The 22,760-nt window shown below is 31.6% G+C and carries 19 protein-coding genes; 5 read left to right on the forward strand and 14 right to left on the reverse strand.

The window, feature by feature from the left end; all coding sequences use genetic code 11:
- Nucleotides 1-801: 801 nt before the first annotated feature.
- The 14 genes from LPB87_RS16800 to LPB87_RS16865 form a co-directional block, all read right to left on the reverse strand.
- The gene (locus tag LPB87_RS16800) at nucleotides 802-1,449 is read right to left on the reverse strand and encodes a hypothetical protein (protein WP_129537958.1); all 648 of its coding nucleotides are present in this window, start codon (nucleotides 1,447-1,449) and stop codon (nucleotides 802-804) included.
- A 313-nt stretch (nucleotides 1,450-1,762) separates the two neighbouring features.
- The gene (locus tag LPB87_RS16805; protein ID WP_129537959.1) at nucleotides 1,763-1,942 is read right to left on the reverse strand and encodes a hypothetical protein; all 180 of its coding nucleotides are present in this window, start codon (nucleotides 1,940-1,942) and stop codon (nucleotides 1,763-1,765) included.
- Between the two features lie 746 nt (nucleotides 1,943-2,688).
- Complete coding sequence (locus LPB87_RS16810; protein ID WP_230728634.1) at nucleotides 2,689-3,270, reverse strand: hypothetical protein; 582 nt, start codon at nucleotides 3,268-3,270, stop codon at nucleotides 2,689-2,691.
- Between the two features lie 202 nt (nucleotides 3,271-3,472).
- Complete coding sequence (locus LPB87_RS16815) at nucleotides 3,473-3,886, reverse strand: hypothetical protein (RefSeq protein ID WP_129537962.1); 414 nt, start codon at nucleotides 3,884-3,886, stop codon at nucleotides 3,473-3,475.
- 93 nt (nucleotides 3,887-3,979) lie between these two features.
- Complete coding sequence (locus LPB87_RS16820) at nucleotides 3,980-4,312, reverse strand: hypothetical protein (protein WP_129537963.1); 333 nt, start codon at nucleotides 4,310-4,312, stop codon at nucleotides 3,980-3,982.
- A 359-nt stretch (nucleotides 4,313-4,671) separates the two neighbouring features.
- Complete coding sequence (locus tag LPB87_RS16825; protein WP_129537964.1) at nucleotides 4,672-5,334, reverse strand: hypothetical protein; 663 nt, start codon at nucleotides 5,332-5,334, stop codon at nucleotides 4,672-4,674.
- On the reverse strand, nucleotides 5,334-5,696 hold the full coding sequence (locus LPB87_RS16830) for a hypothetical protein (protein ID WP_230728635.1): 363 nt from the start codon (nucleotides 5,694-5,696) through the stop codon (nucleotides 5,334-5,336). Before LPB87_RS16830 ends, LPB87_RS16825 begins: the two co-directional genes overlap by 1 nt.
- A gap of 110 nt (nucleotides 5,697-5,806) precedes the next feature.
- A complete protein-coding gene (locus LPB87_RS16835; protein ID WP_230728636.1) occupies nucleotides 5,807-6,406 on the reverse strand; it encodes a hypothetical protein in 600 nt (199 codons plus the stop codon).
- Between the two features lie 378 nt (nucleotides 6,407-6,784).
- A complete protein-coding gene (locus LPB87_RS16840; protein WP_230728637.1) occupies nucleotides 6,785-8,803 on the reverse strand; it encodes a heavy metal translocating P-type ATPase in 2,019 nt (672 codons plus the stop codon).
- 2 nt (nucleotides 8,804-8,805) lie between these two features.
- Nucleotides 8,806-9,417 carry a class I SAM-dependent methyltransferase gene (locus LPB87_RS16845; protein ID WP_230728638.1) on the reverse strand — a complete coding sequence of 204 codons (612 nt, stop codon included), beginning with the start codon at nucleotides 9,415-9,417 and terminating at the stop codon, nucleotides 8,806-8,808.
- A 10-nt stretch (nucleotides 9,418-9,427) separates the two neighbouring features.
- Complete coding sequence (locus LPB87_RS16850) at nucleotides 9,428-10,660, reverse strand: efflux RND transporter periplasmic adaptor subunit (RefSeq protein WP_230728639.1); 1,233 nt, start codon at nucleotides 10,658-10,660, stop codon at nucleotides 9,428-9,430.
- An 11-nt stretch (nucleotides 10,661-10,671) separates the two neighbouring features.
- Nucleotides 10,672-14,988 (reverse strand): CusA/CzcA family heavy metal efflux RND transporter, encoded by a 4,317-nt coding sequence (locus LPB87_RS16855; protein WP_230728640.1) that lies wholly within the window; start codon nucleotides 14,986-14,988, stop codon nucleotides 10,672-10,674.
- Nucleotides 14,989-15,083: 95 nt separating this feature from the next.
- Nucleotides 15,084-15,407, reverse strand: coding sequence for a DUF6660 family protein (locus LPB87_RS16860; RefSeq protein WP_129537971.1), 324 nt, complete (start codon nucleotides 15,405-15,407; stop codon nucleotides 15,084-15,086).
- Nucleotides 15,408-15,638: 231 nt separating this feature from the next.
- On the reverse strand, nucleotides 15,639-16,820 hold the full coding sequence (locus tag LPB87_RS16865) for a DNA alkylation repair protein (protein ID WP_230728641.1): 1,182 nt from the start codon (nucleotides 16,818-16,820) through the stop codon (nucleotides 15,639-15,641).
- Between the two features lie 302 nt (nucleotides 16,821-17,122).
- Here LPB87_RS16865 and nadC point away from each other — a divergent pair, with 302 nt between their 5' ends.
- The 5 genes from nadC (at nucleotide 17,123) to priA (ending at nucleotide 22,759) form a co-directional block, all read left to right on the forward strand.
- A complete protein-coding gene (gene nadC, locus LPB87_RS16870; protein ID WP_230728642.1) occupies nucleotides 17,123-17,980 on the forward strand; it encodes a carboxylating nicotinate-nucleotide diphosphorylase in 858 nt (285 codons plus the stop codon).
- A 28-nt stretch (nucleotides 17,981-18,008) separates the two neighbouring features.
- Nucleotides 18,009-18,938 carry a YihY/virulence factor BrkB family protein gene (locus LPB87_RS16875; RefSeq protein ID WP_230728643.1) on the forward strand — a complete coding sequence of 310 codons (930 nt, stop codon included), beginning with the start codon at nucleotides 18,009-18,011 and terminating at the stop codon, nucleotides 18,936-18,938.
- An 89-nt stretch (nucleotides 18,939-19,027) separates the two neighbouring features.
- Entirely contained in the window at nucleotides 19,028-19,453 is a 426-nt protein-coding gene (locus tag LPB87_RS16880; RefSeq protein WP_230728644.1) for a DUF2147 domain-containing protein, read from the forward strand.
- Between the two features lie 19 nt (nucleotides 19,454-19,472).
- Nucleotides 19,473-20,228 (forward strand): subclass B1 metallo-beta-lactamase, encoded by a 756-nt coding sequence (gene bla-B1-FLAV / locus LPB87_RS16885; protein ID WP_230728645.1) that lies wholly within the window; start codon nucleotides 19,473-19,475, stop codon nucleotides 20,226-20,228.
- A gap of 80 nt (nucleotides 20,229-20,308) precedes the next feature.
- Complete coding sequence (priA, locus tag LPB87_RS16890) at nucleotides 20,309-22,759, forward strand: primosomal protein N' (RefSeq protein WP_230728646.1); 2,451 nt, start codon at nucleotides 20,309-20,311, stop codon at nucleotides 22,757-22,759.
- Nucleotide 22,760: the final 1 nt, after the last annotated feature.

Below are 22,760 nucleotides of genomic sequence, written 5' to 3' on the forward strand. Positions count from 1 at the left end.
AAACGTAATATCATCCTTATTATATCCACCATGCTCGAAATTAATATCAATTTTTGATATATAAATAATTCAGTGTTAGTCCAAGCTTTAAAAGATCCATCATTACTATGACTAAAAGTCATATAATTTCCTTGTTTAAAAACAGCTTCAATTTCGCTATCAATTATCATATTTTTATTACTTAGATCAATTTTTTTAAGCTTATCTATTGGTTTGTTCTTAGCAAATTTGATCGATTTTTGAGTAGAAAAAAAACAACTGTTCGTTTGCTTTACAACTATGTAAAGTAGCTTTTTAAAAGTGTTTATTAATTTTTGTGCTATCGAAAAAAATAACTGGCGTCTAATTAAAAACGAAGAGTTAGAAAAGAGCCAGTATGAGTTGATTTTTGGATTTCAAATAATCCAATTGAAAGCTAAGGAAACTTGTAGTACAAGTTTCTTGTCGAGGGTAATTGTATTTGCTGGGATTATTATAAAAACTTTCTGCTTGTTAGTAGAAAGTTTTTATAATAATTGTGTAAGCTTAGATTTTAACGGATCCTACTTTCTTCTAGCGTTTTTTTGTGAATTTTCACTTGAGAAAGTTTAGGAATAGGAGCAAAGCAATTTCATTATTTGCTTATTATTACTATGTAAATGTTTCGCTTTGCAGGAACTTTTAATTAGAGCTTAAGAAACTTGTTTTAACAAAATTCACTCAGAATATAAAATTGTAGTGAAATCATTTTTATATTAAAAATAATGGAAGACTAGATGGTTCATTAGAGAAACAAAAAGGTACGTTGGAAGTCGTGGTTAATTAATCGTCTCCCCATTGAACATCTTTAAAAACTCTATCATAAGCAATATCTCCAGTAATTCCATTTATGCCAATAAATCTTATTTTTATTAACGAATCAATTGTGACAGGAATTCTAACTACATATATTGGAATTTTATCTTTTTTTCCAATATCTCTGCTAACCGACAATTCATTTATCGGATCATTTAAGTTAATTTTAAATTCTTTTTTTACTTTAAGCAATAGATCATTTATAGTAAAGTTCTCAAAGCCTTTTTCGTAATCAATTTTTTTGATAAGGTTTCCTTTCTCATCATAAAATTTATAAATTCCAATAGGCATTGAAGTAAAAAGTTCTCCTTCGCTTTTAAGCATGAGTGTATTCTTGTCATAAACAAATATCTTTTTGAAATTTTTATTAATCGGCTTTGTTATGTAGACATACGTATCATTCATAGTATTAATTGCAGAGTTTTGACCTAAGAAGAAAAGTGTATCGTTTACAATTTTGCCTACTATTAATGGGAGAAGTGACTTTATAATTTTTTCATCTAATTTTTTATTCGTGATATTATTTTTATTTACGGGATTATGGTTACGATCCTGACTTTTACAGTTTACTGGTAAAAGACAAACGCCCATCAATAGAAGGATTAATTTTTTCATATTGTTTTATTTCATATTGATTTAAGTATTTTCCACTGCCTTTTCCATGTTGACTTCATTTTATTAAAATTGTAGCTCATAATATTATCTGTAGTATGTAGAGGACCACTATCTGGATCAGCATTATATTTGGGATAAACATATTTTTGATGAGGGTTTTCTATTAGACCATTTTCATCTATATGTGTGTGACATAAGTCTATTGTGTGCAAGAATTCATGTATAAGAACTGGTATATTGCGTCTTTTGTATATTACACATGCTTTGGACCCTATGCCATTTGACCTTCCCATTAATGGTTTGTTGTCAGAATTTAGTCTATTAACGGCAAAATAAACACTTTTATATAATCTCTAAATTGAGGTGCTTCTTTATTTAGTTTAGCAATTAAAACATCTTGTATTCCTGGCACCATTCCATTTTTGTCAAGATTATGAATATATTCCATATCTACTTCTACATCATTTATTTTTTCTTTTATAATAAGTACCATTTTTTTGAAATCCAGGAACCTCTGACATGTTTAATGTAAATTTACTTGTTTCTAAATTTTCGACATATACAAATGATTGAAATAAGGTGTCTTTTAATCGTTTTATTTTATTTTTACCTATAAAATTAGGATAATAATCAGAGTCAGGCATCCCTGACTTAGTCATATCCGTCAAAATTTTTACAAGAACAACTTTAGCAGTACTCATGTTTGCCTTACGTAATCTTTATAGTATATTTTGTCAAAAACTCCTTGAAGGTCATCTTTAATAAAATTAAAAAATCGGGTAAGTCCTCTGGCTTTATCAAATCTGATAAAGCGGGATAGTATTTATAATTCGTTGACGTTGTTGGCATAGTCTTTAATACTATTTATGTTATTATTTGTATCCTATTTTTTTGGGTATTTGATGCTCCATTATTTGCTTTATCTGGTTTATTTTAAAAGATTTGTAATTAATGAAACCTGATATTTATTGTTAGAAAAGGGCAATGGAGAACCAGGAGGAACTTGTAATGTAAGTTCCTTCTTGATTATTAATCTCGTAATATGTGGAATCCATTAGTTTATAATTTTCTACTTCATTAGTAGATGTTATTTAAATTTTATTCATTGAGAGATAGAAAATAATATGTGTTTTAATTATGTTTATTTAATTTACTGAACAAGTCTATCGATTAGATATTAACTCCCGCATTTAAAGATTTGTGAAGGAGTTTGTTGAAAAAAATCATATGATAGTTTTGCTATTGATTGTTCCCACTATTTGTAGTTTTAGGTAAAAAACGATTATCCCTAAACTCATCAAAACTCATAGGAACTAATTGTATATTTAATGAGTCTGAAAAGTCAATAACATTAAAAGTCATATTATTTAAAAGAAGATCTTTCTGTTGTATATTGTCATTATTTTTGTAATAATCTTTGAATATTATAGATTTTATTTTTTTAGAAACTATTAAGTCGCCTCCTTTTATTTCTGTCAATTTTTTTTGAATATTCAGGAAGTAAGAACCTTTTTTGAACTCAAGATCTTTAAAATAATAATTGTTTGCATCAAGGCAGAAACAATATATATTCATTGTATCCTTATTTTTTATAAAATCAAATTGTTTTTTGTAAAAAGATGGATCGAAATTGTATTTTGCTTTATCTGTTTTTAATAGTAAATTTTTATTTTTATTGTATACAATTGGAGCAAAGCTTTTAATTGTAGCTGTGTTGAAAATATAATAATTATAATCATATGATTTTGGAACCGACAAAGGTTTACAGCTATAAAATAAAAATGATATAAAGCTAAAATATAATATTGCTGTATTTTTCATATCCCAGTTATCCCTTGATTAATTGCCGTTTTAATTTTATCTATTAAATTTTTTGTAGACGAATTTACAAAAGATTTAGTTGTTCCGTTCACACTATTGTAGCTAGCATTGCCACATGAAAGTGACCAGTAGCTTTAGTTACTACATTTGGTAATTTTGATTTTATCCATTCTTCTCTTAATTTAGCTACACGATAAAAAATTTAATTTGATAAGTAATTACCTCCTGGTCCACTAAAAATTTTTGAATTTTGGAAATTATTTTTTGTAGCGATTAAAGACTCCCCATTCTCAGTTATTTTATATCCGCCATTAAATACCGCAGGAGACGGATCTTGTGTAAATTTATCAGGTAAGGTTGTAACAATAGTTTTAGCAGAAGAAATATTAACACCCTCACTGCCGTTTTCTATTTCACTACTAGGATCTAAGAGGCCTGTTTCTACATCAGGTAATAAAACATCATTAATCCATCTAGGATTATAATTAATTAGAAAGTTTGTCAAATGAATGTCATCAGTTTTTGGAACTTTACTAATTTCTTTTCCCCATTCTTTAAAGTCTATTATTTTATTAATAAAAGATATCTGATATTGATTTATTATATTTTGGTTCATATGATTTTCCTTAATATTAAAATATCGCGTATGCAGTTTTTATCATGGAATACACAGCAATTGCGAACACTTTGTGGAGCGGGATGTAGATAATTATCCAATAACTCTTTGAATCTCATCTCCATTATTATCATGAATAATATGCAGAATTAAATTACCTTGCTCATCCCAGTATTTATAAGTATTATATAGTCTATTGAATTTTTTAAATTTTTCTTCCTGTAATTGACCATTATCATAATAATGTACAATACGGCCATCAGTATAACCGTTTTTTACTTCGATTTCACCTATAAGGTTTCCATTATTATGAAATTCTTCAATAATTCCTGTAAAGGGAACTCCTTGATAAAAGTAAGTACTTCCTCCTCCTGCATCTGGATGTTTTATTTCAATACTATCATCATTAAAATTAATTCTTATCATATTTTATTATTTTATGAACGTTATTAAATCTGTAATATAAAAGCAATCAGCACAAGTTTGCATTATTATTATTATTATTATATTTTCTGGTTCTGCAACAATATTTCTATTGTATCCTAAAACATTATTTTTCAACCAATCATCAAAAAAATGTCCTCTGTCCAATTTTCTTATATTCACGAGTGAGACGTTTGCGTCAGCAGGGAATGATTATTTAACAGACATTGTTTAATAATCTTTTTGGACACAGAAAATGATTTTCTGTGTTATTGTTGTTTGTATTTAGAACTTAAAGAAGAGCAAAGTTTTTTAAACTAGTTAAATTGGACTTCACTTAATAGACTTTTTGTTTTTAGTCATTAAAAAGATATAGGAGGCAAAAATTCATCATTTAGGAGCCAATCTACAATATTTTGAGAATAGTTACTTAAATATGATATAGTCTCATTTCGATCAAAAAGCTCGATGTCCTGATCATCATCACTTAATCCAGGATCAAATCTAGCTACTTCAAAAGAATTTCCATATCCTTGGTATCCTGTTGATAAATTAGGAATTTCATATGCATAGTCATTGTTCTTAGCTCCAAAATAAAATATTTTTCCTATTCCTCGATATTCTGAGTCTGTTGGGGCTAATTCATGATTAAATCCTTCCCATGCGCCTATTCGGCCTGAAGGATCTATTAGTTCTTTTGTTGTTACTTGCTGATTAACAAATGTTTCTCCTTCTTTCCAGAAAATTTCTTTAGTTTCTATAATATAAGGAGGGTGTGTTTGATTATCTCTAGTTTTTATATATAATGCCGTAATAGTTAGTATATCTTTATATTTGGTGAAAATTTCTTCATCAGTTTCTCCATGGTCTTTATAATAAATGACAGATTCAATTTTCGAGTAAAGTTTATCTTCTATTATTTTAACTATTCCATTTTGGAGATACTCTTTATAATGAGCCCCTTCTAATTCTGCCTGTTGAACAGTGATTAATTTGTCAGAAATGTTTTTATATTGTATTTCCATTAGACTTTATTTCCATTTAATGGTGGAGTTAATAAAAAATCTCTCCAACCTATTACTATTTCTTTAAAATCTTTTGTAGTAATCTGATAAGTGAATCCATTATCATCATAAAAATGAACTTTGTCTTGATATAATATTATGCTAATTGTTTCGCTTCCATTTTCAATTTCGCTAGTAGCACTTGATAAAGCTTCTTCAATATCAGGTAAAAGGAGTTTATTGATTTCATCAGCATTCCAATCAAACAAAAATGCGCTAAAAGTATCATTTTTTAAATTAGATATTTTAGTGATTTTTTGGTCATATTGAGATATTTTATTTATAAATTCAATTTTGTACAGGTTAATAATATTTTGATTCATATAAATTTGTTTAATATTAAAAAATTGGGAACGCAGTTTTTATCATGGAATGCACAGCAATTGCGAACGCTTTGTGAATCGGGTGTCGAGATAGATATATAATAAATGACCTATGCAATAACAATTCCATTAGGTATTGCTGGCTCAGCATTCAAGTAGTAAGAAGAATACTGATCCCACCATTCAAAATTAGGAATTAGATTTAATTCGCTAAATCTATATTGCTCAAGGAACTGTTTTACTCTGTTTGATACAATTACAGAAGCTAGTTCACCTGAACTATAATGTTGAAATTCAAATTCATAACCTTCTTCTTGATTTTCATAATATTTATATGTTTTATTATAAATAGGAATATTTGTTTGAATATTTAAGTCTTGTGATATTATTATTACTCCATTTGATTCAATTTCTAATTCCTTACTCTCAAGTATTTTATTGAAATAAGTAAAACAATGAAATTTGGTATAGTTAGCATCAATATCTTCAATTTCAATTATTCCAATTAACTCAGTATTCTGTAATAATAAATCTTGATGCGAACTACCTAATTCAATATAATTTAGTTGATTAAAAAGTACATTGTTTTCATAAAATTCTTTTTTTCTAAGTCTATTATCTTCTTTAAATATTTTAATAAAAATGTCACTTGATTCAATTTGTTGTGCAGTAAGTGTTTTTCCGTATAGATTGGTATATGTTATTTCCATTTATTTATGTCGATTAAAATGCTGTAAGAAGGTGTACTGCCTTGATATATTGAATTATAATTTGCAATCTATTGAATTTTTTACAAAACCTGTTTAGATAGAATTACTATGAATATAATTTAATTTTTGCTCGAAAACTTTTAATGACCAAATCTCAATAGGTTTATTGTTTTGTTGCCAAAATTGCCTGATTTCACATTACTTTTTTTCGGCTCTCTCAAGCCTATTATATATTGAGCTAATATAAGAAATAGTTTATGTCAATGATCAGGAAGATTGCGTAAGCAGAGGAACTAATTTTGGAATTATATTTTTCAAAATAAAAAAGGGCGTCTATACAAAATCGTATAAACGCCCTTTTACTATAGAATAAGCTGTTTAAAATTTCATTCTTTGAATTCGTACAGCATTTAATATCGCAAGTAAAGCAACTCCAACATCGGCAAAAACGGCTTCCCACATCGTTGCTAAACCTCCGGCACCAAGTACCAATACAACGGCTTTTACAACAAATGCTAAAGTGATGTTTTGCCAAACGATTTGTTTGGTTTTTTTACCAATGTTTATAGCAGTATAAATTTTTGTTGGTTGATCGTTTTGGATAACAATATCAGCAGTTTCAATTGTAGCATCGCTTCCTAAACCACCCATTGCAATTCCTGCATGAGCAAGTGCAACAACTGGAGCATCATTTACACCATCGCCAACAAAAGCAATTTTTAGGTTTTTATCTTTTAGAGCTTTTACTTTCTCGACTTTGTTCTCCGGTAATAAATCTCCGTAAGCTTCATCGATATTCAGTTCTTTTGCTACAGCATTAACAACAGCAGTTTTATCACCCGAAAGCATAACTGTCTTTACGTTTATACTATGCAAACTTTGAATTGCTTGTTTAGCATCTTCCTTAATTTCATCAGCGATTAAAAAATAACCTGCATATTTTTGGTTGATGGCAACAACGATTATGGTAAATGGAGTAGTATCAATCTCAGGGTCATAGCTAATATTGAATTTTTTCATTAGTTTGACATTACCAGCTAAGATTTCATTTCCATCAACTTTTCCTTTTAAACCATGACCAGCGATTTCTTCTACATCGGTAACTGAAACGCTTTTTTCAGAACCTTTTGCATATTCGATAATAGCAGTTCCCACAGGATGTGTTGATTTGGTTTCGAGTGCTGCCGTGTATTTTACTAAATCAGCTTCAGGAATGCCTATTGCAACTACTTTTTGAACATTAAAAACACCTTTAGTCAATGTTCCTGTTTTGTCCATTACAACAACTTCTATAGCTGCCATGATATCTAGAAAACTAGAACCTTTAAATAGGATTCCGTTTTTACTAGCGGCTCCAATTCCTCCAAAATAACCCAGCGGAATAGAAATAACTAAGGCACAAGGACAAGAAATAACTAAGAATACTAAGGCTCTGTATAACCAATCTCTAAAAATGTAATCATCTACAAATAAGTAAGGTAATAAACAAATAGCAATAGCCGAATATACTACAATGGGAGTATAGATTTTAGCAAATTTACGAATGAATAGTTCTGTAGGTGCTTTTTTTGCAGTTGCATCCTGAACCATTTCTAGAATCTTAGATAATTTACTATCGGTATATAAAGCTGTAACTCGTACTTGGGCAACCGAATTTAGATTAATCATTCCTGCCAAAACACTTTCGCCTTTACTTTTGGTGTCAGGTTTGCTTTCACCCGTTAAAGCTGCTGTATTAAACGAAGCAGTGTCTGAAAGCAATTCGCCATCAAGACCTAATTTTTCTCCAGGTTTAAGCTGAATTATAGATCCGATTTGCACACTTTTTGCCTTGATGATTTTTGGCTGATTGTTTTCTAAAATAGTAACTTCGTCAGGACGTTGGTCTAATAGTGTTTTAATATTTGCTTTTGCTCTGGTAACTGCCAATGTTTGGAAAGTTTCGCCAATAGCATAAAACAACATTACTGCAACTCCTTCGGGGTATTCACCAATAGCAAAAGCTCCAATTGTAGCAATACTCATGAGTAAAAACTCCGAAAAGAAAGAACCCTTTCGGGCACTTTCTAATGCTTCTTTAAGTACAGGGAAACCAACGGGTAAATAAGCGATTATATACCAAATTGTACGTATCCAGCCTGTAAACCAGCTTTGCGGTAAATAATTATCAAAAACGATAGCAATAATCAATAAAACAAAACTAATTATGGCTGGAGCAAACATCTGAAAAACTGTTTGGTCTCCTCCAGAATGGTCGTGTCCGTCATGATCATCATGAGTTTCTGGCTCATCGTGTGAACAGCATCCTGAGTGCCCTTTTTTTGAAGAGTTTTTGTTGGGCGTTTTACAATCTACTCCCTCCTTGTTATTCTCGTCGGGTTTATGTTGATGTTCCATGTTTATTTTTTTATAAAGCCACAAAATTGAAAATTTTGTGTTGTGTTAAATGGTGTAATATGATTTTCGGTAAAACATTTTAATACTTCAAAATTATTTTGAAAATTATTTTTCATTTCCTTTTCAGAATATTGTTTTATTTCTAATCCGCTACATTTTAATGGTCCATTTTCTGAAAAAGCTCCTAATAAAAAATGCCCATTAGGATTGACTGCATTAGTTATAATAGAGGTATATTTTTGGATATTTTCATTATCAGTTAAAAAATGAAAAACAGCTCTGTCGTGCCAAAAGTCAAATTTTACATCGGGAATAAATTCGGTAATATCAGAAACAATCCAGTGTACTGAATTTGCTTTTTCTCCTAAGCGCATTTTTACTTTTTCTAATGCTGTTCCCGAAATATCCAATACCCAGATATTTAGATATCCTTTCTCTAGCAAAGCATCCACTAAGTTACTATCGCCACCACCAACATCAATGATATTGGCAGTTTTTGATAGTTTTAAACCTTCTATATAATCTATTGCAGTTTTAGGGTATTCTTGAGTCCAACTTACCTCATTTGGAGTTTTGGTTGTGAATACATTTTCCCAATGTTGCTTATTATTCATTTTAATTTTTTTAATGCGTGTGTTCTCCACCACCTTTTTGAGCTGCTAATAAGTAGAAAGCACCTTGTGTAACAATTTGACTATTTTCAGGGATTGAAGTTACAAATTTTATTTCGGTATATCCCATATCGGTAGTACCAGGAATAACTTCTATTGCTTTAAAATGTATTTCTCCTTGTCCTTCTTCATGCGCTCCCTCAGATTCATTTTCATGATCGTGTTTTGTGTCTTTTTTAGGATGTGCATTTTCTTTTATGTAGATAAAAAATTTGTCTCCATTTTTTACAATAGCCCCTTTTGGTAAAGCAGGAACAGTTGCTTTATCTAGGTTGATGTTGGCAGAAACATACATTCCAGAGATTAGATCTTTGGCGTCATCTGGATTTATTTTTGCGTGAACGGCTACTGTTTTACTTTCGTTAGAGAATGATTTATTGATACCAAATATTTTTCCTTTTATCGATTTATTAGACTGATTGGTTAAGATAAAATCGACTTCCTGACCAATCGAAATCGATCCTAAATCTTTTTCATATACGTTTAAATCCAAGTGCATTTGGCTGTTATCAGAAACTTCAAATAAAGTAATTCCGGTTTCCGCAAACGCCCCTTTGGCAATGTTTATTTCACCTACATAGCCACTTATAGGAGATATGATTGGAATTAAAGCGCTGTTGCTAGATGGACTTACATTTAATGCCTGTAATCTGCTTTTTGCAGCTTGAGCTCTCGTTCTTTCTACAGCTAGTTTAGCTTTTACCTCCTGAAATATTTTTCGAGGATTTACATTTTCATCAGCCAATGTTTTCTGACGGTTGTATTCTAATTGTAAATATTCGATATTAGCTGTAGCCGATTTATAATCCTCAAGCATTCCTACAACTTCCAGATTTTGGATGGTTGCCAGAACTTTTCCTTTATTTACAAAAGTACCTTCTAAAACAAAGATGTCTTTAACTGTACCACCAAGTAATGTAGCAATTTTAGCTGAATTTTGAGGAGGAACAGTTGTATATCCAGTGGCTTTAATAATGGTTTTTAGGTTGCGGTTTTCTACTTTACCAAACTGAATACCAACAGTTTTAAATTGTGCTTCAGTTAAGGCTACTTCAGTTTCTGCTTTCTCTTCTTCATCATGAGTTTCTTCGGTTTTTTTCTCGTTGCATGATGTTAAAATCAACATTAAAAAAGCAATTGGAAGTAGAGTAGTAGTGTGGCTTATTATATTTTTTATATTTTTCATTGTAGTGAATATTAGTTATTGGAAATTGATGGAAATTGTAATCGAATAGCGCTTTGATTGTATGTGTTCAAAGTTTCGGCATATTGTTTTTTGATGTCAATTGCTTGATTTAAAAAACTGATATATGTCCAATAACTCATATCTCCGTTAGCATAACTTTTTTGTGCTGTTGTAATAATTTGTTCGGCATAAAGTAAACCTTCAATTTGGTAATAATGTAATCCTTTTTCCTGTTTTTCAAATTCGTTTTTCAATTCCTGCATTTGTAATTCTAGGGAAAATTGATTTTTCTCTAATTCCAGTTGCGATTGTGTAATACTTATCGAAGCAGCTTTGGCTTTAGCTGTATTTACACCTCCAAATAACGGAATTTGTAAACCTGCAGTAAATCCTTGAAATGAAGATTTAGCATCAATGGTTTGAGCAAAATAGCCTAAACCTAATTTAGGTGTTCGTTGCGCTTTAAACGTATTGGCTTCTTTTTGGAAAACCGAAATTTGTTGCTGATAATAATCGTTCATTAAACCTTCTACCTTCGATTTGTTATCTTCGGTAAGAGAAGTAAATTGAAGTGGTGTATTACTATCAGGTATAATGTTTTCTTTTGTTTGAACAAAAAACTGTAATTGCTTCTGATAAATAGCCAAATCGTAGTCCAATTGTACTTTCTGAGTTTCAATTTCTTTAGATTTAGCTTTTGCACTAATTACTTCTATATTTCCACTTTCTCCAGTTTTAAAACGAAGTTCAGCATTTTTTAAAAATAAAGCATATACATTATATAATTCGGTATTCAGTTTTTGTACAGAAAGACCATATAGGTACTGATAATAAGCTAATGTTACTGCTTTTTCAATTTCATATTCAGACAAAGCCTTTTGCTTTTCGGCAAGTTTTACTAGTTCTTCCTGCAATTGTCGGTTGGCTTTGGTAATTTTTCCGATAGGGAAATATTGTTGTACCGAAATATTACTGTCGTACACGTTACTATTAGATTGCCCGCCCTGATATTCTATTTGCAATGGGTCGGGCTGAAACGCTGTTTTTTTAAGAACTGTTTGTTTTTCTATTTCTTTATCAGCAATTTTTAAATTAATGCTATTATTTTTAGCCATTTCGATTGCCTTATCCAATCCGATAGGTTTGCTGTTTTGTGCAAAAGAAAAACTGCTAACCAGTAATAAAAGTACTGTTACTATAGATTTTGTCATTGTTGTTTTTCTTTTGATTACTCTTTCTGATAATAAGTAAAGTATTGGCAAAACTATTAATGTTAGTAATGTAGCCGAGAATAAGCCACCTATTACAACTGTTGCTAGTGGTTTTTGTACTTCGGCACCTCCACTTGTAGATAAAGCCATTGGTAAGAAGCCTAAAGAAGCTACAGCAGCAGTCATTAAAACAGGGCGTAATCTTGTTTTAGTTCCAATTAAAACACGTTGCAATGGATCGGTAATTCCTTCGGTTTTAAGTTGATTAAAATAGGATATCAATACAATTCCATTTAAAACGGCAATTCCAAATAAAGCGATAAAACCAATTCCAGCCGAAATACTAAAAGGCATTCCACGCAACCATAATGCAAATACTCCTCCAATTGCTGAAAGCGGAATTGCAGTAAAGATTAACGCCGCTTGTTTGGTGCTTTTGAAAGTAAAATAAAGTAAAACTAAAATTAGACTCAATGCAATAGGTAGCGCAACAGAAAGACGCTTGTTTGCTTCGATTAGGTTTTCAAACTGTCCTCCGTAAGTGACATAATATCCAGCCGGAAGTTTGAAGTTTTTATCAAGCTTTTGTTGAATTTCTTCTACAACACTTTTTACATCACGGCCACGAACATTCAGCCCTATTGTTATTCTACGCTTTCCGTCTTCACGAATTACTTGTACAGGACCTTGTTCATAATCTACAGTTGCGACTTGCGATAAAGGCACTTGTTGTCCACTTGGTAGCGGAATAAATAAATTACTCACATCGTTAATGTCATTACGATTGTCTTTGTTCATTCGAACAACAATATCAAATCGTCTATTTTCTTCGTAAATTTTACCAGCAGCTTCTCCTGCAAAAGAAGAACGAAGTATCTTATTTAAATCCTCTATGTTTAAACCATACAATGCAATTTTATCATAATCGTATTTAATAGTAATTTGAGGTAATCCACTTACTTTATCGGCTTTAAGGTCTCCAATACCTTCAATTTTATTAATTTTTGAAATCAATTCATTGGCTTTCCTTTCTAATACATCAAGATTGTCACCAAATATTTTTATAGCAATATCACTACGACTTCCGGTCATTAATTCATTAAAACGCATTTGTATAGGCTGAGAAACTTCGATATTGGCTCCAGGAATTTTTTCCATTTCTTCTTTCATCATGTGAGCCAAATCTTGCCAGTTGTCGGCACTGGTCCATTCTTTTTTGTCTTTTAAAACAATGATCAAATCGCCACTTTCTATGGGCATTGGGTCTGTTGGAATTTCTCCACTTCCAATTTTGGTTACGATGGTTTTAATTTCAGGGAATTTTGCTTTAAGCATTTTCTCATATTCGGTTGTTGTTTTTATCATTTGAGTTAAAGAACTTCCTGTCATAATAGTAGCATTAATAGCTAGATCTCCTTCTTCGATAGTTGGAATAAACTCTCCTCCCATGTTCTGAAAAATTACAAGTGCTAAAAGAAATAGGGTAACGGCAATACCAAGAACAGCTTTTTTGAATTGTAATGCTTTGTTTAAAAAAGGAGCATATATTTTTTCAAACCAAGCCATCATTCGGTCGCTAAAGTTTGGCTTATGCTCAGTGTTTTTTGATAAAAACAGTGCACTCATCATAGGAACATAGGTAAGCGATAATATAAAAGCTCCCATAACTGCAAAGCCGACCGTCATTGCCATTGGTTTAAACATTTTTCCTTCGGTACCAACCAATGCTAATATTGGCAGATATACAATTAAGATAATTATTTCACCAAAAGCAGCGCTATTTCTGATTTTAGAAGCCGAAGCATATACTTCAGTATCCATTTCAGATTGAGTTAATTCTCTTTTTTTCTTGAGTTTTTGTAAATGATGCATCGTAGCTTCGACAATAATCACTGCTCCATCAACTATAATTCCAAAGTCGATTGCTCCCAAGCTCATTAGATTTCCACTTACACCAAATGCATTCATTAAGATTACTGCAAATAACATTGCCAGTGGAATTACTGAGGCAACAATTAATCCTGCACGGAGATTTCCTAAGAATAATATCAGTACAAAAATTACAATTAACGCTCCTTCAAGTAAGTTTTTGGTAACGGTTCCGATGGCATTATCGACTAATTTGCTTCGGTCAATAAATGCTTCTGCAACTACACCTTCGGGGAGCATTTTGTTTATCTCAACCATTTTTTCTTTCACACGCTCTACAACTGCTTTAGAGTTTTCACCTTTTAGCATTAGCGTTAAGCCTCCTACAATTTCGCCTTTTCCATCTTTGGTAGTAGCTCCAAAACGAATAGCATTTCCTAATTGTACTGTTGCTACGTCACGGACTAAAATAGGAGTAGCATTTCTGTTTTTAATAACAATGTTTCCTATGTCTTTTATTCCAGAAGCCATTCCGACACCACGAATGAAATAAGCAAACTCATCTTTTTCGATGTAGGCACCACCTGTATTTTGATTGTTTTTTTCGAGGGCATCAAAAATTTCAGTTATAGTAACTCCAACACTATTTAATCGGTTTGGATCAACGGCAATTTCGTATTGTTTTACGCTACCCCCCCAAGTACTTACCTCGGCAACACCTTTTACACCTTGTAATTGAGGTACAATAATCCAATCTTGAATTGTTCTTAAACTGGTTGCGTTATATTTATTTTCGTATCCTTTTTTTGCATAAACATCGTATTGGTAAATTTCTCCAAGACCTGTTGTAATTGGAGCCAATTCTGGCGTTCCAGCATATTTAGGGATGTTTTCTTCTGCTTGTTTTAATCTTTGAAACACTTGCTCACGTGCCCAATAAGTATCAGCATCCTCTTCAAAGACAACGGTAACTACTGATAAACCAAAACGAGAAATACTACGAAGTTCTATTACTTTTGGAATTGTTTTTAATGATTGCTCTATCGGATAGGTAATCAATTGTTCTACTTCTTGACTAGCAAGAGTAGGAGCAGTAGTAATAATTTGAACCTGATTATTAGTGATGTCAGGAAGTGCATCTAGCGGTAAATTTTTGAGTGAAAAACTTCCCCAAGCTATAAGAGCCAAGGTAAGTAATAGTATAATGAACTTGTTCTTTATACTAAATTGTATAATCTTATCTAACATTTTTTGGATATAATGAATGAGAAATCAGGACGAGAGGTCGCCTGTTTTTTTTGTGGTATTCCACAACACATATACCCGAAATTACTCGGGCTACATTATACTATTTGGGGCGGTTGCCAAATACTTCCGTAGAAATTAGAAGTAAGAATTGAATGGTAAGAGGATAATGGTTTTTTAATGAGAGTAGTTTCTACATTAAAAATCCAAGTAACGGCAGGAGCTGAGTTTAAAACTTGAACAGCACAGCAATTGCAACTGCAAAATGGAGCACAAAGATCTAATCCTTTTTCGTGAGATTGATTATTCTTACTAACTATTTCGCTTGTATGCGCAATAGTCTCGTTTTCCAGCGTATCTGCACAAGGCAAGCACGATAGAACGACTAAGTAAATTGATAATATGAGGTTAATCCATTTCACGGCAGTAAAATTAAGGATAAAAATCTGATGTTTTAAAAAATAATTATATTTTTTAGTAGAATAATAACATAGTTTTAAAATAAAACATTGAGTTCTCATTTAAGGAGCTTCTATTTTTAGTTATCTAAAACTATTAAAAAACGAACCATGTAAGCTATGTAAGTTCATTTAAGAAAAACTTATTTTACTTATTATGTTTTGCTACTGTTTGATTTTTATGTGTTAACTCGATTAGATCAATTCAAAATCCAGTAATTCGCTTTCTGTTCCATTTATAATTACAGACAATTGATGTTTTCCTAAATGAAATACACGTGTTGTAATTACTTTAAAAGATTGGTTTCTTTTAATTTTAACCAACTGATTAGGCTGATAAATGCGTTCACTAATTTTGAATACTTTTTTCGCCAAATGCCCTTTTGATTTTTGATAATAAATAGCATATTCTAAACGTACAGTCTTATTCTCAGAATTAGTATTGTTCAGTGAAAATTGGAATTCTAAGTATTCTCCAATTTTTACTTTAGGAGTGATAATTTCAAAATTAGATAATTCGATATTAGTACTCTCTAAGCCATAATGTTTTAAAATATCAGGATTACCTTGTTTTAATAAAGTACGGCAACCATGTTTGATAATAGCATCGGTTTCGGGGCTGATGTTTTGCCATTTGGTAGCAATGTCAAGTACAATTTCTGGATTATCTTTTACAATATCGTTGAGGTTATTGGCAACACTACGACGAACATATTCTGATGAATCAGTTTTTAGATTTTCTAAAATAGCTAAAATAGGAGTAGGGTCTTTCTTTAAAGCAGGAATTGCCATTGCCCAAGGTAATCGAGAGCGTGACCCCTCACTAGCTAATCGTCTTACATGATGATTTTCATGTAATGACCATTTTGTCATTTCATCAATCATGTCCTTGGGATATTTAATAATAAACGGACGAACGGCAAACTCGCAACTTATAAATTGCGTAATCATTACAAAAGCTTTTGCGCTTGTTTTAAAATCATCAATACCGTATTTTTCTACGTAATCAGCAAAAAATATAAAAGCCAGATTTCCATCAGTAAAATTATTATTCTTTAGATTTTCGATAATATTTTCAATGGTTAAAACGGCTTCTCCAAAGTCATTAGGCATAAAATTATGCAAGACAATCGTAGTATGCTGCATGCGTTCTTTCCATTCTTTATTAGCAAAATCAGCATCAAAAATTTGTGTGATAAATTGTTGTTTATCAAAATCAGGAATGACTTTGGCAACGCAATTAGTAAAATTTTCGTAAAAAGCAACCGAGTAAATATCTTTAATTAATCCCATTTGATAATAATATTGAAGTTCAAAGATATTTAATGTTTGTAATAAATAGGATTTTTTTTTAGCCATTAAGGCATTAAAATTCATAAAAGATAAAGCTTAGCTTTTTTGTCACAGACTTACATCATCAGTTCGGTATCTCGCTTGTCAAAGTCCTTTAACAAAAACACTTTCTTGATTCGAGACTGAAAGTCGAACAGACGAAATAAAGAGTTAGGTAGAATCAAAAAGAAGTACAATGATTTGCGTCAGTATTAGTTCATGAAATTCGTATTTTGGATTTAGAGGTAAATGATAGAATTTATGCTGTTTTTAAATTTTCAAATCGTCTAAATTTTCAAATCCACAAAATATGTGCTACTTTAGCATTCTATTAAAATTCATACAAAATGATTAACGAAGTACAATTTCAGAACGAGTTACAATTGCTTATTTTTAATGCAATTCGCGAAGATGTAGGCACAGGAGATTATAGCTCCTTAGCTTGTATTCCTGCCGATGCGCAAGGTAAAGCTAAATTGTTGGTAAAGGAAGATGGAATAATTGGAGGAGTTGCATTTGCTAAAATGATATTTAATTATGTTGATCCAAGTTTAAAAGTTGAAACGTTTATAGAAGATGGAACCCCCGTAAAATATGGAGATGTTGTATTTCATGTTTCAGGAAGTTCACAATCGATTTTAAAATCGGAGCGTGTTGTGTTGAATTCTATGCAACGCATGTCAGCAATCGCAACTAAAACAAATCAATATGTACAGCTTTTAAAAGGTACAAATACTAAAATATTAGATACTCGCAAAACAACACCTAATTTTCGTGTTGCTGAAAAATGGGCAGTAAAAATTGGAGGAGGTGAAAACCACCGATTTGCACTTTATGATATGGTAATGCTTAAGGATAACCATATTGATTTTGCAGGCGGAATTACTCTGGCTATAGCCAAAACAAAAGCTTATTTAAAAGAAAACAAACTAGATTTAAAAATTATAGTCGAAGCTAGAAGCTTAGATGAGATTAGAGAAATTTTGCAAAGTGATGGTGTTTTTCGTATTTTAATAGATAACTTCAATTATGAAGATACCAAAAAAGCAGTTGCATTAATTGGAGATAAATGCCAAACAGAATCTTCAGGAAATATCAACGAAAAAACAATTCGTGAATATGCATTATGTGGAGTCGATTATATTTCTTCGGGAGCATTAACACATTCGGTTTATAATATGGATTTAAGTTTAAAGGCACTTTAAAAATTATAAACAATAATCCAGTAAGTATATGTCAGTAGAAATAGAAAACCGGCTAGATAGAGTGCCAGTAGTACGTTATCTCGTTCGTTTCTTAAAAAGTATAAAGCTACCTTGGCTTGATGGTTTTTCATTGTATGACTTACTCGAATTATATACTATAGGTATTATCGAAGGAGCATTTTCATATCATGCAAGCGCAGTTGCGTTTAGCTTTTTTATGGCATTGTTTCCATTTGCACTGTTTATACTTAATTTAATTCCGTTTATCCCAATCGAAGGATTTCAACAGGATTTTCTACAGTTTGTTCAACAGGGAGTTCCGCCAAATACTTACGATGCGATTTATAAAATTATTAGTGATATCTTAAATAATAGTCATTCAGGATTGCTTTCTTCAGGATTCTTTTTGTCGGTTTTTTTAATGTCAAATGGAGTTAACGGAATTCTGGGAGGTTTCGAATCATCTCGACATGTGTTGGATAAACGGGGCTTTTTTAGTCAATATCTTGTGGCATTGGCAATCTCAATTACAATGTCTATTTTGTTACTAGTAACAGTTGCTACAATTGTAGTTTTTGAGGTGCTTATTCAGAAAACAATGATTCAAGATGTGTTAAATGATAGTATTCCGCTTATTATTATGGGGCGTTATTTATTTGTAATCTTAATGATTTTGGTAACATCTTCTATATTGTTGCGTTACGGAACAAAACAATATAATAAAGTACCATTTATAAGTATTGGATCTGTATTTACAACAATCTTAATTGTGATATCTTCGTACTTTTTTGGGATTTGGGTTATAAAATTTTCAAAATATAATGAACTTTACGGTTCAATTGGTACATTATTAATACTAATGTTTTATATTTGGATAAACTGTATGATATTGCTTTTGGGATTTGAATTAAATGCCACAATCAGAAAGTTAAGACAAAAAAATAATAATAACATTTAGAAGCTGTTCCTGCTTTCTGCTCTATCTTTATCCCTTAAAGAATCGGGATAAAGGATGCCGCTACAATCAGGGCTAAAAAAACAAACATCATGAAAAACTGGATCTTAACAATGGGCTTATTATTTTTGGTAATAGGCAATGTGCAAAGTCAAACTGTAATCGGAAAATGGAAAACCATTGATGATGAAACAGGCGAGGCAAAATCGATTGTAGAAGTGTATGAACAATCGGGAAAAATTTATGGTAAAATTATTAGAATTCTTCGTAAAGAGCATGTCAATGATGTGTGTAGTTTGTGTCCGGGAGCGAATAAAAACAAGCCGATTTTAGGAATGGTAATCATTAATGGCTTAAAGAAAGATGGTGATGAGTACAAAGGAGGAACTATTTTAGATCCAACAACAGGAAAAACGTATAAATGTAACATTACACTAGATGGTGTAGATAAACTAAAATTACGTGGATTTATTGGGATTTCTCTTCTGGGAAGAACACAATATTGGTCAAGAATTTAAAGGTTAAAGAAATTTAAAAATGCAAAAAATAATAATATTGCTGTTGTTGTTCATAGGATTCACAAAATCTTTTGGGCAAGCAGAAAATAATAAATTACAAATAAGTCATCTTACGGGTGACTTTTATGTTTATAAAACCTTTCATGATTACAAAGGAACTCTAATTTCTGCTAATTCTATGTATTTGGTTACAGATAAAGGAGTGGTGTTGTTTGATGCGCCTTGGGATGAAACACAGTTTCAGCCATTACTGGATAGTATAAAAGCTAAGCATCATAAAGATGTTGTTGTGCATATTGCAACGCATTCGCACGAAGACAGAGCTGGAGGTTTAGGATTTTATGGGCAAAAAGGCATAAAAACGTATACTATAAAACTAACAGATCAGATTCTTGAAAAAGAAGGAAAAAAGAGAGCTGATTTTATAATGCCAAATGATACTACATTTACAGTTGGCCAACATCGTTTTCAGGTATTTTATCCAGGAAAAGGACATGCGTCAGATAATGTTGTAGTTTGGTTTAATAAAGAGAAGGTTCTTTATGGTGGATGTTTTGTAAAAAGTACAGTTGCAACAGATTTGGGATATTTAGGTGATTCGGATGTAAAAGAATGGGAGAAGTCAATTAAAAAAGTACAGGCAAAATTTAAAAACCCAATATATATTGTTACAGGTCATGATGATTGGACTAATACTCAATCGCTTAATCATACATTAAAATTGGTTAAAGAATGTAATACTGCAAAAGCTTCGGAAAAGCTAGATAAAAAGTAAATTTGCTTTAAAATTACGCTAATTATAAACGAAAAATAATATTCTAAACGCTATTATTTTAAAACATATATATCTTTAAAATGCATTTTGTAGAAGTCATTTTACCACTTTCATTAGCTAAAACGTTTACGTATCGTATTTCTGAAGCGGAGTTTAATTTCATTAAGAAAGGAATGCGGGTTGCTGTGCCTTTTGGTAAAAGTAAAATGTATACAGCATTGGTACTCGAAACACATCAGAATGAACCAACGTTGTATGAGGCCAAAGAGATTCACCAAATTCTTGACGAAAGACCAATTGCTACCGAAATTCAAATAAAACATTGGCTTTGGATTGCATCCTATTATATGTGCGCCATTGGTGATGTATATCGAGGAGCATTCCCAAGTGGTTTATTATTAGAAAGTGAAACGGTAATTACACATAAGGCAGGTGTTTTTGTAGATGAAACTACTTTAACCGATGAAGAATATTTAGTTTACGAAGCATTACAGCATCAGAGTTCGCTCAAGGTTCAGGATATTGTCGCTGTTTTAAATAAAAAAAATGTTTTCCCTATTCTTCAAAAATTAATTGATAAAGACATTGTTATTCTTGAACAGGAAATACAAGAAAGTTATAAGCCAAAGCTTGTTCGCTATGTAAAGTTACATAGCAAATATGATTCAAATCAAGGGTTAAATGAGTTGTTGGAGGTGCTTAAAAATGCGGCGAAACAAAAAGAAATTGTTTTGGCATATTTTCAGTTAAGTGCAGTCGAGAAGAAACCAATTACGGTTAAGAAACTTGTTGAAGCATCGCAATCATCATCGGCGGTTGTAAAAGCGTTAATTGAGAAAGAGATTTTTGAAGAGTATTTTTTACAGCAAGACCGAATTAATTTTACAGGTAAAAGCACAGAAAAAGAACTGCAATTAAGTTCGGTTCAGCAAACTGCTTTCGAGGAAATTAAAAATAGCTTTATTGAAAAAGAGGTTTGTTTGCTTCATGGAGTAACTTCTAGTGGTAAAACGGAGATTTATATTAAACTTATAGAAGAGTATTTAGCAACAGGAAGGCAAATTTTATATTTGTTGCCTGAAATTGCGCTAACGACACAATTGGTTACTAGATTGCGAGTTCATTTTGGGAATAAGGTGGCTGTTTTTCATTCTAAATACAGCAATAATGAGCGAGTTGAGGTTTGGAAACAGACTTTGTCGAATGTAGAAAATGCTCAAATAATAATAGGGGCGAGGTCGGCTTTGTTTTTGCCATTTGCAAATTTGGGTTTGCTTATTGTTGATGAAGAGCATGAGCAGACTTTTAAACAAGTAGATCCGGCTCCACGCTACCATGCACGCGATGCGGCAATTGTTTTGGCAAATTTTCATAAAGCCAAGGTGCTTTTGGGATCAGCAACTCCAAGTTTAGAAACTTATTTTAATGCGCAATCACAGAAATATGGATTGGTAACAGTTACTGAGCGTTATAATAATGTTCGAATGCCAGATATTACGTTGGTTGATTTAAAAGATAAGTATTTTAGAAAACGCATGACTGGGCATTTTAGTGATGTTTTAATCGAGGCAATTTCAGAAGCGATAACTTTAGGTGAGCAAGTTATATTGTTTCAAAACAGACGAGGATATTCACCTATTATAGAATGTATCACTTGTGGGCATGTGCCGCAATGCCAGCAATGCGATGTGAGTCTTACTTTTCATAAACATAAAAATCAACTGCGTTGTCATTATTGTGGATATAGTATGGCAAAGCCAACAAACTGCCATAGTTGTTCTAGTATTGATTTAACTACCAAAGGATTTGGTACAGAACAAATAGAGCAGGAGTTGCTTGCACTTTTTCCAAATGCCAAAACAGGTAGAATGGATCAAGATACAACACGAGGTAAGTTTGGATTTGAGAAAATCATTGATAGTTTTAAAAATCGTGAGATAGATATTTTGGTTGGAACACAAATGCTTGCTAAAGGATTGGATTTTGATAATGTAAGTTTGGTAGGGATTATGAATGCCGATAATATGTTGTTTCATCCAGATTTTAGAGCTTTCGAGCGTAGTTTTCAAATGATGATGCAGGTTTCTGGGCGTGCTGGGCGTTCAGAGAAACAAGGTAAAGTTGTGATTCAGACTTATAATCCTAATCATAACACAATACAGCAGGTTACTAATAATGACTATGCAGGAATGTATAGGGAACAATTATACGATAGATTAATTTATAGGTACCCACCTTATTTTAGGATAATTAAGTTAACGCTTAAGCACCGTGATTTTGATAGATTAAAAGAAGGTTCTATGTGGTTGTATCAAGTTTTGAGTCAGAATTTGAATATGCCAGTGCTAGGGCCAGAGGAGCCTGCTATTAGTCGAATTAGAAATGAGTATATTCGAACAATTTTAATCAAAATACCACAAGAAATGCATTTGGGGGGTACAAAAAAAACTATTCAGAAAATTCTGAATAGTTTTGAGGCTGTTGCGCAATATAGAGCGATAAAAGTAATTATAAATGTAGACTTTTATTAAT

Source organism: Flavobacterium sp. EDS (assembly GCF_020991525.1).
Lineage (GTDB): Bacteria > Bacteroidota > Bacteroidia > Flavobacteriales > Flavobacteriaceae > Flavobacterium.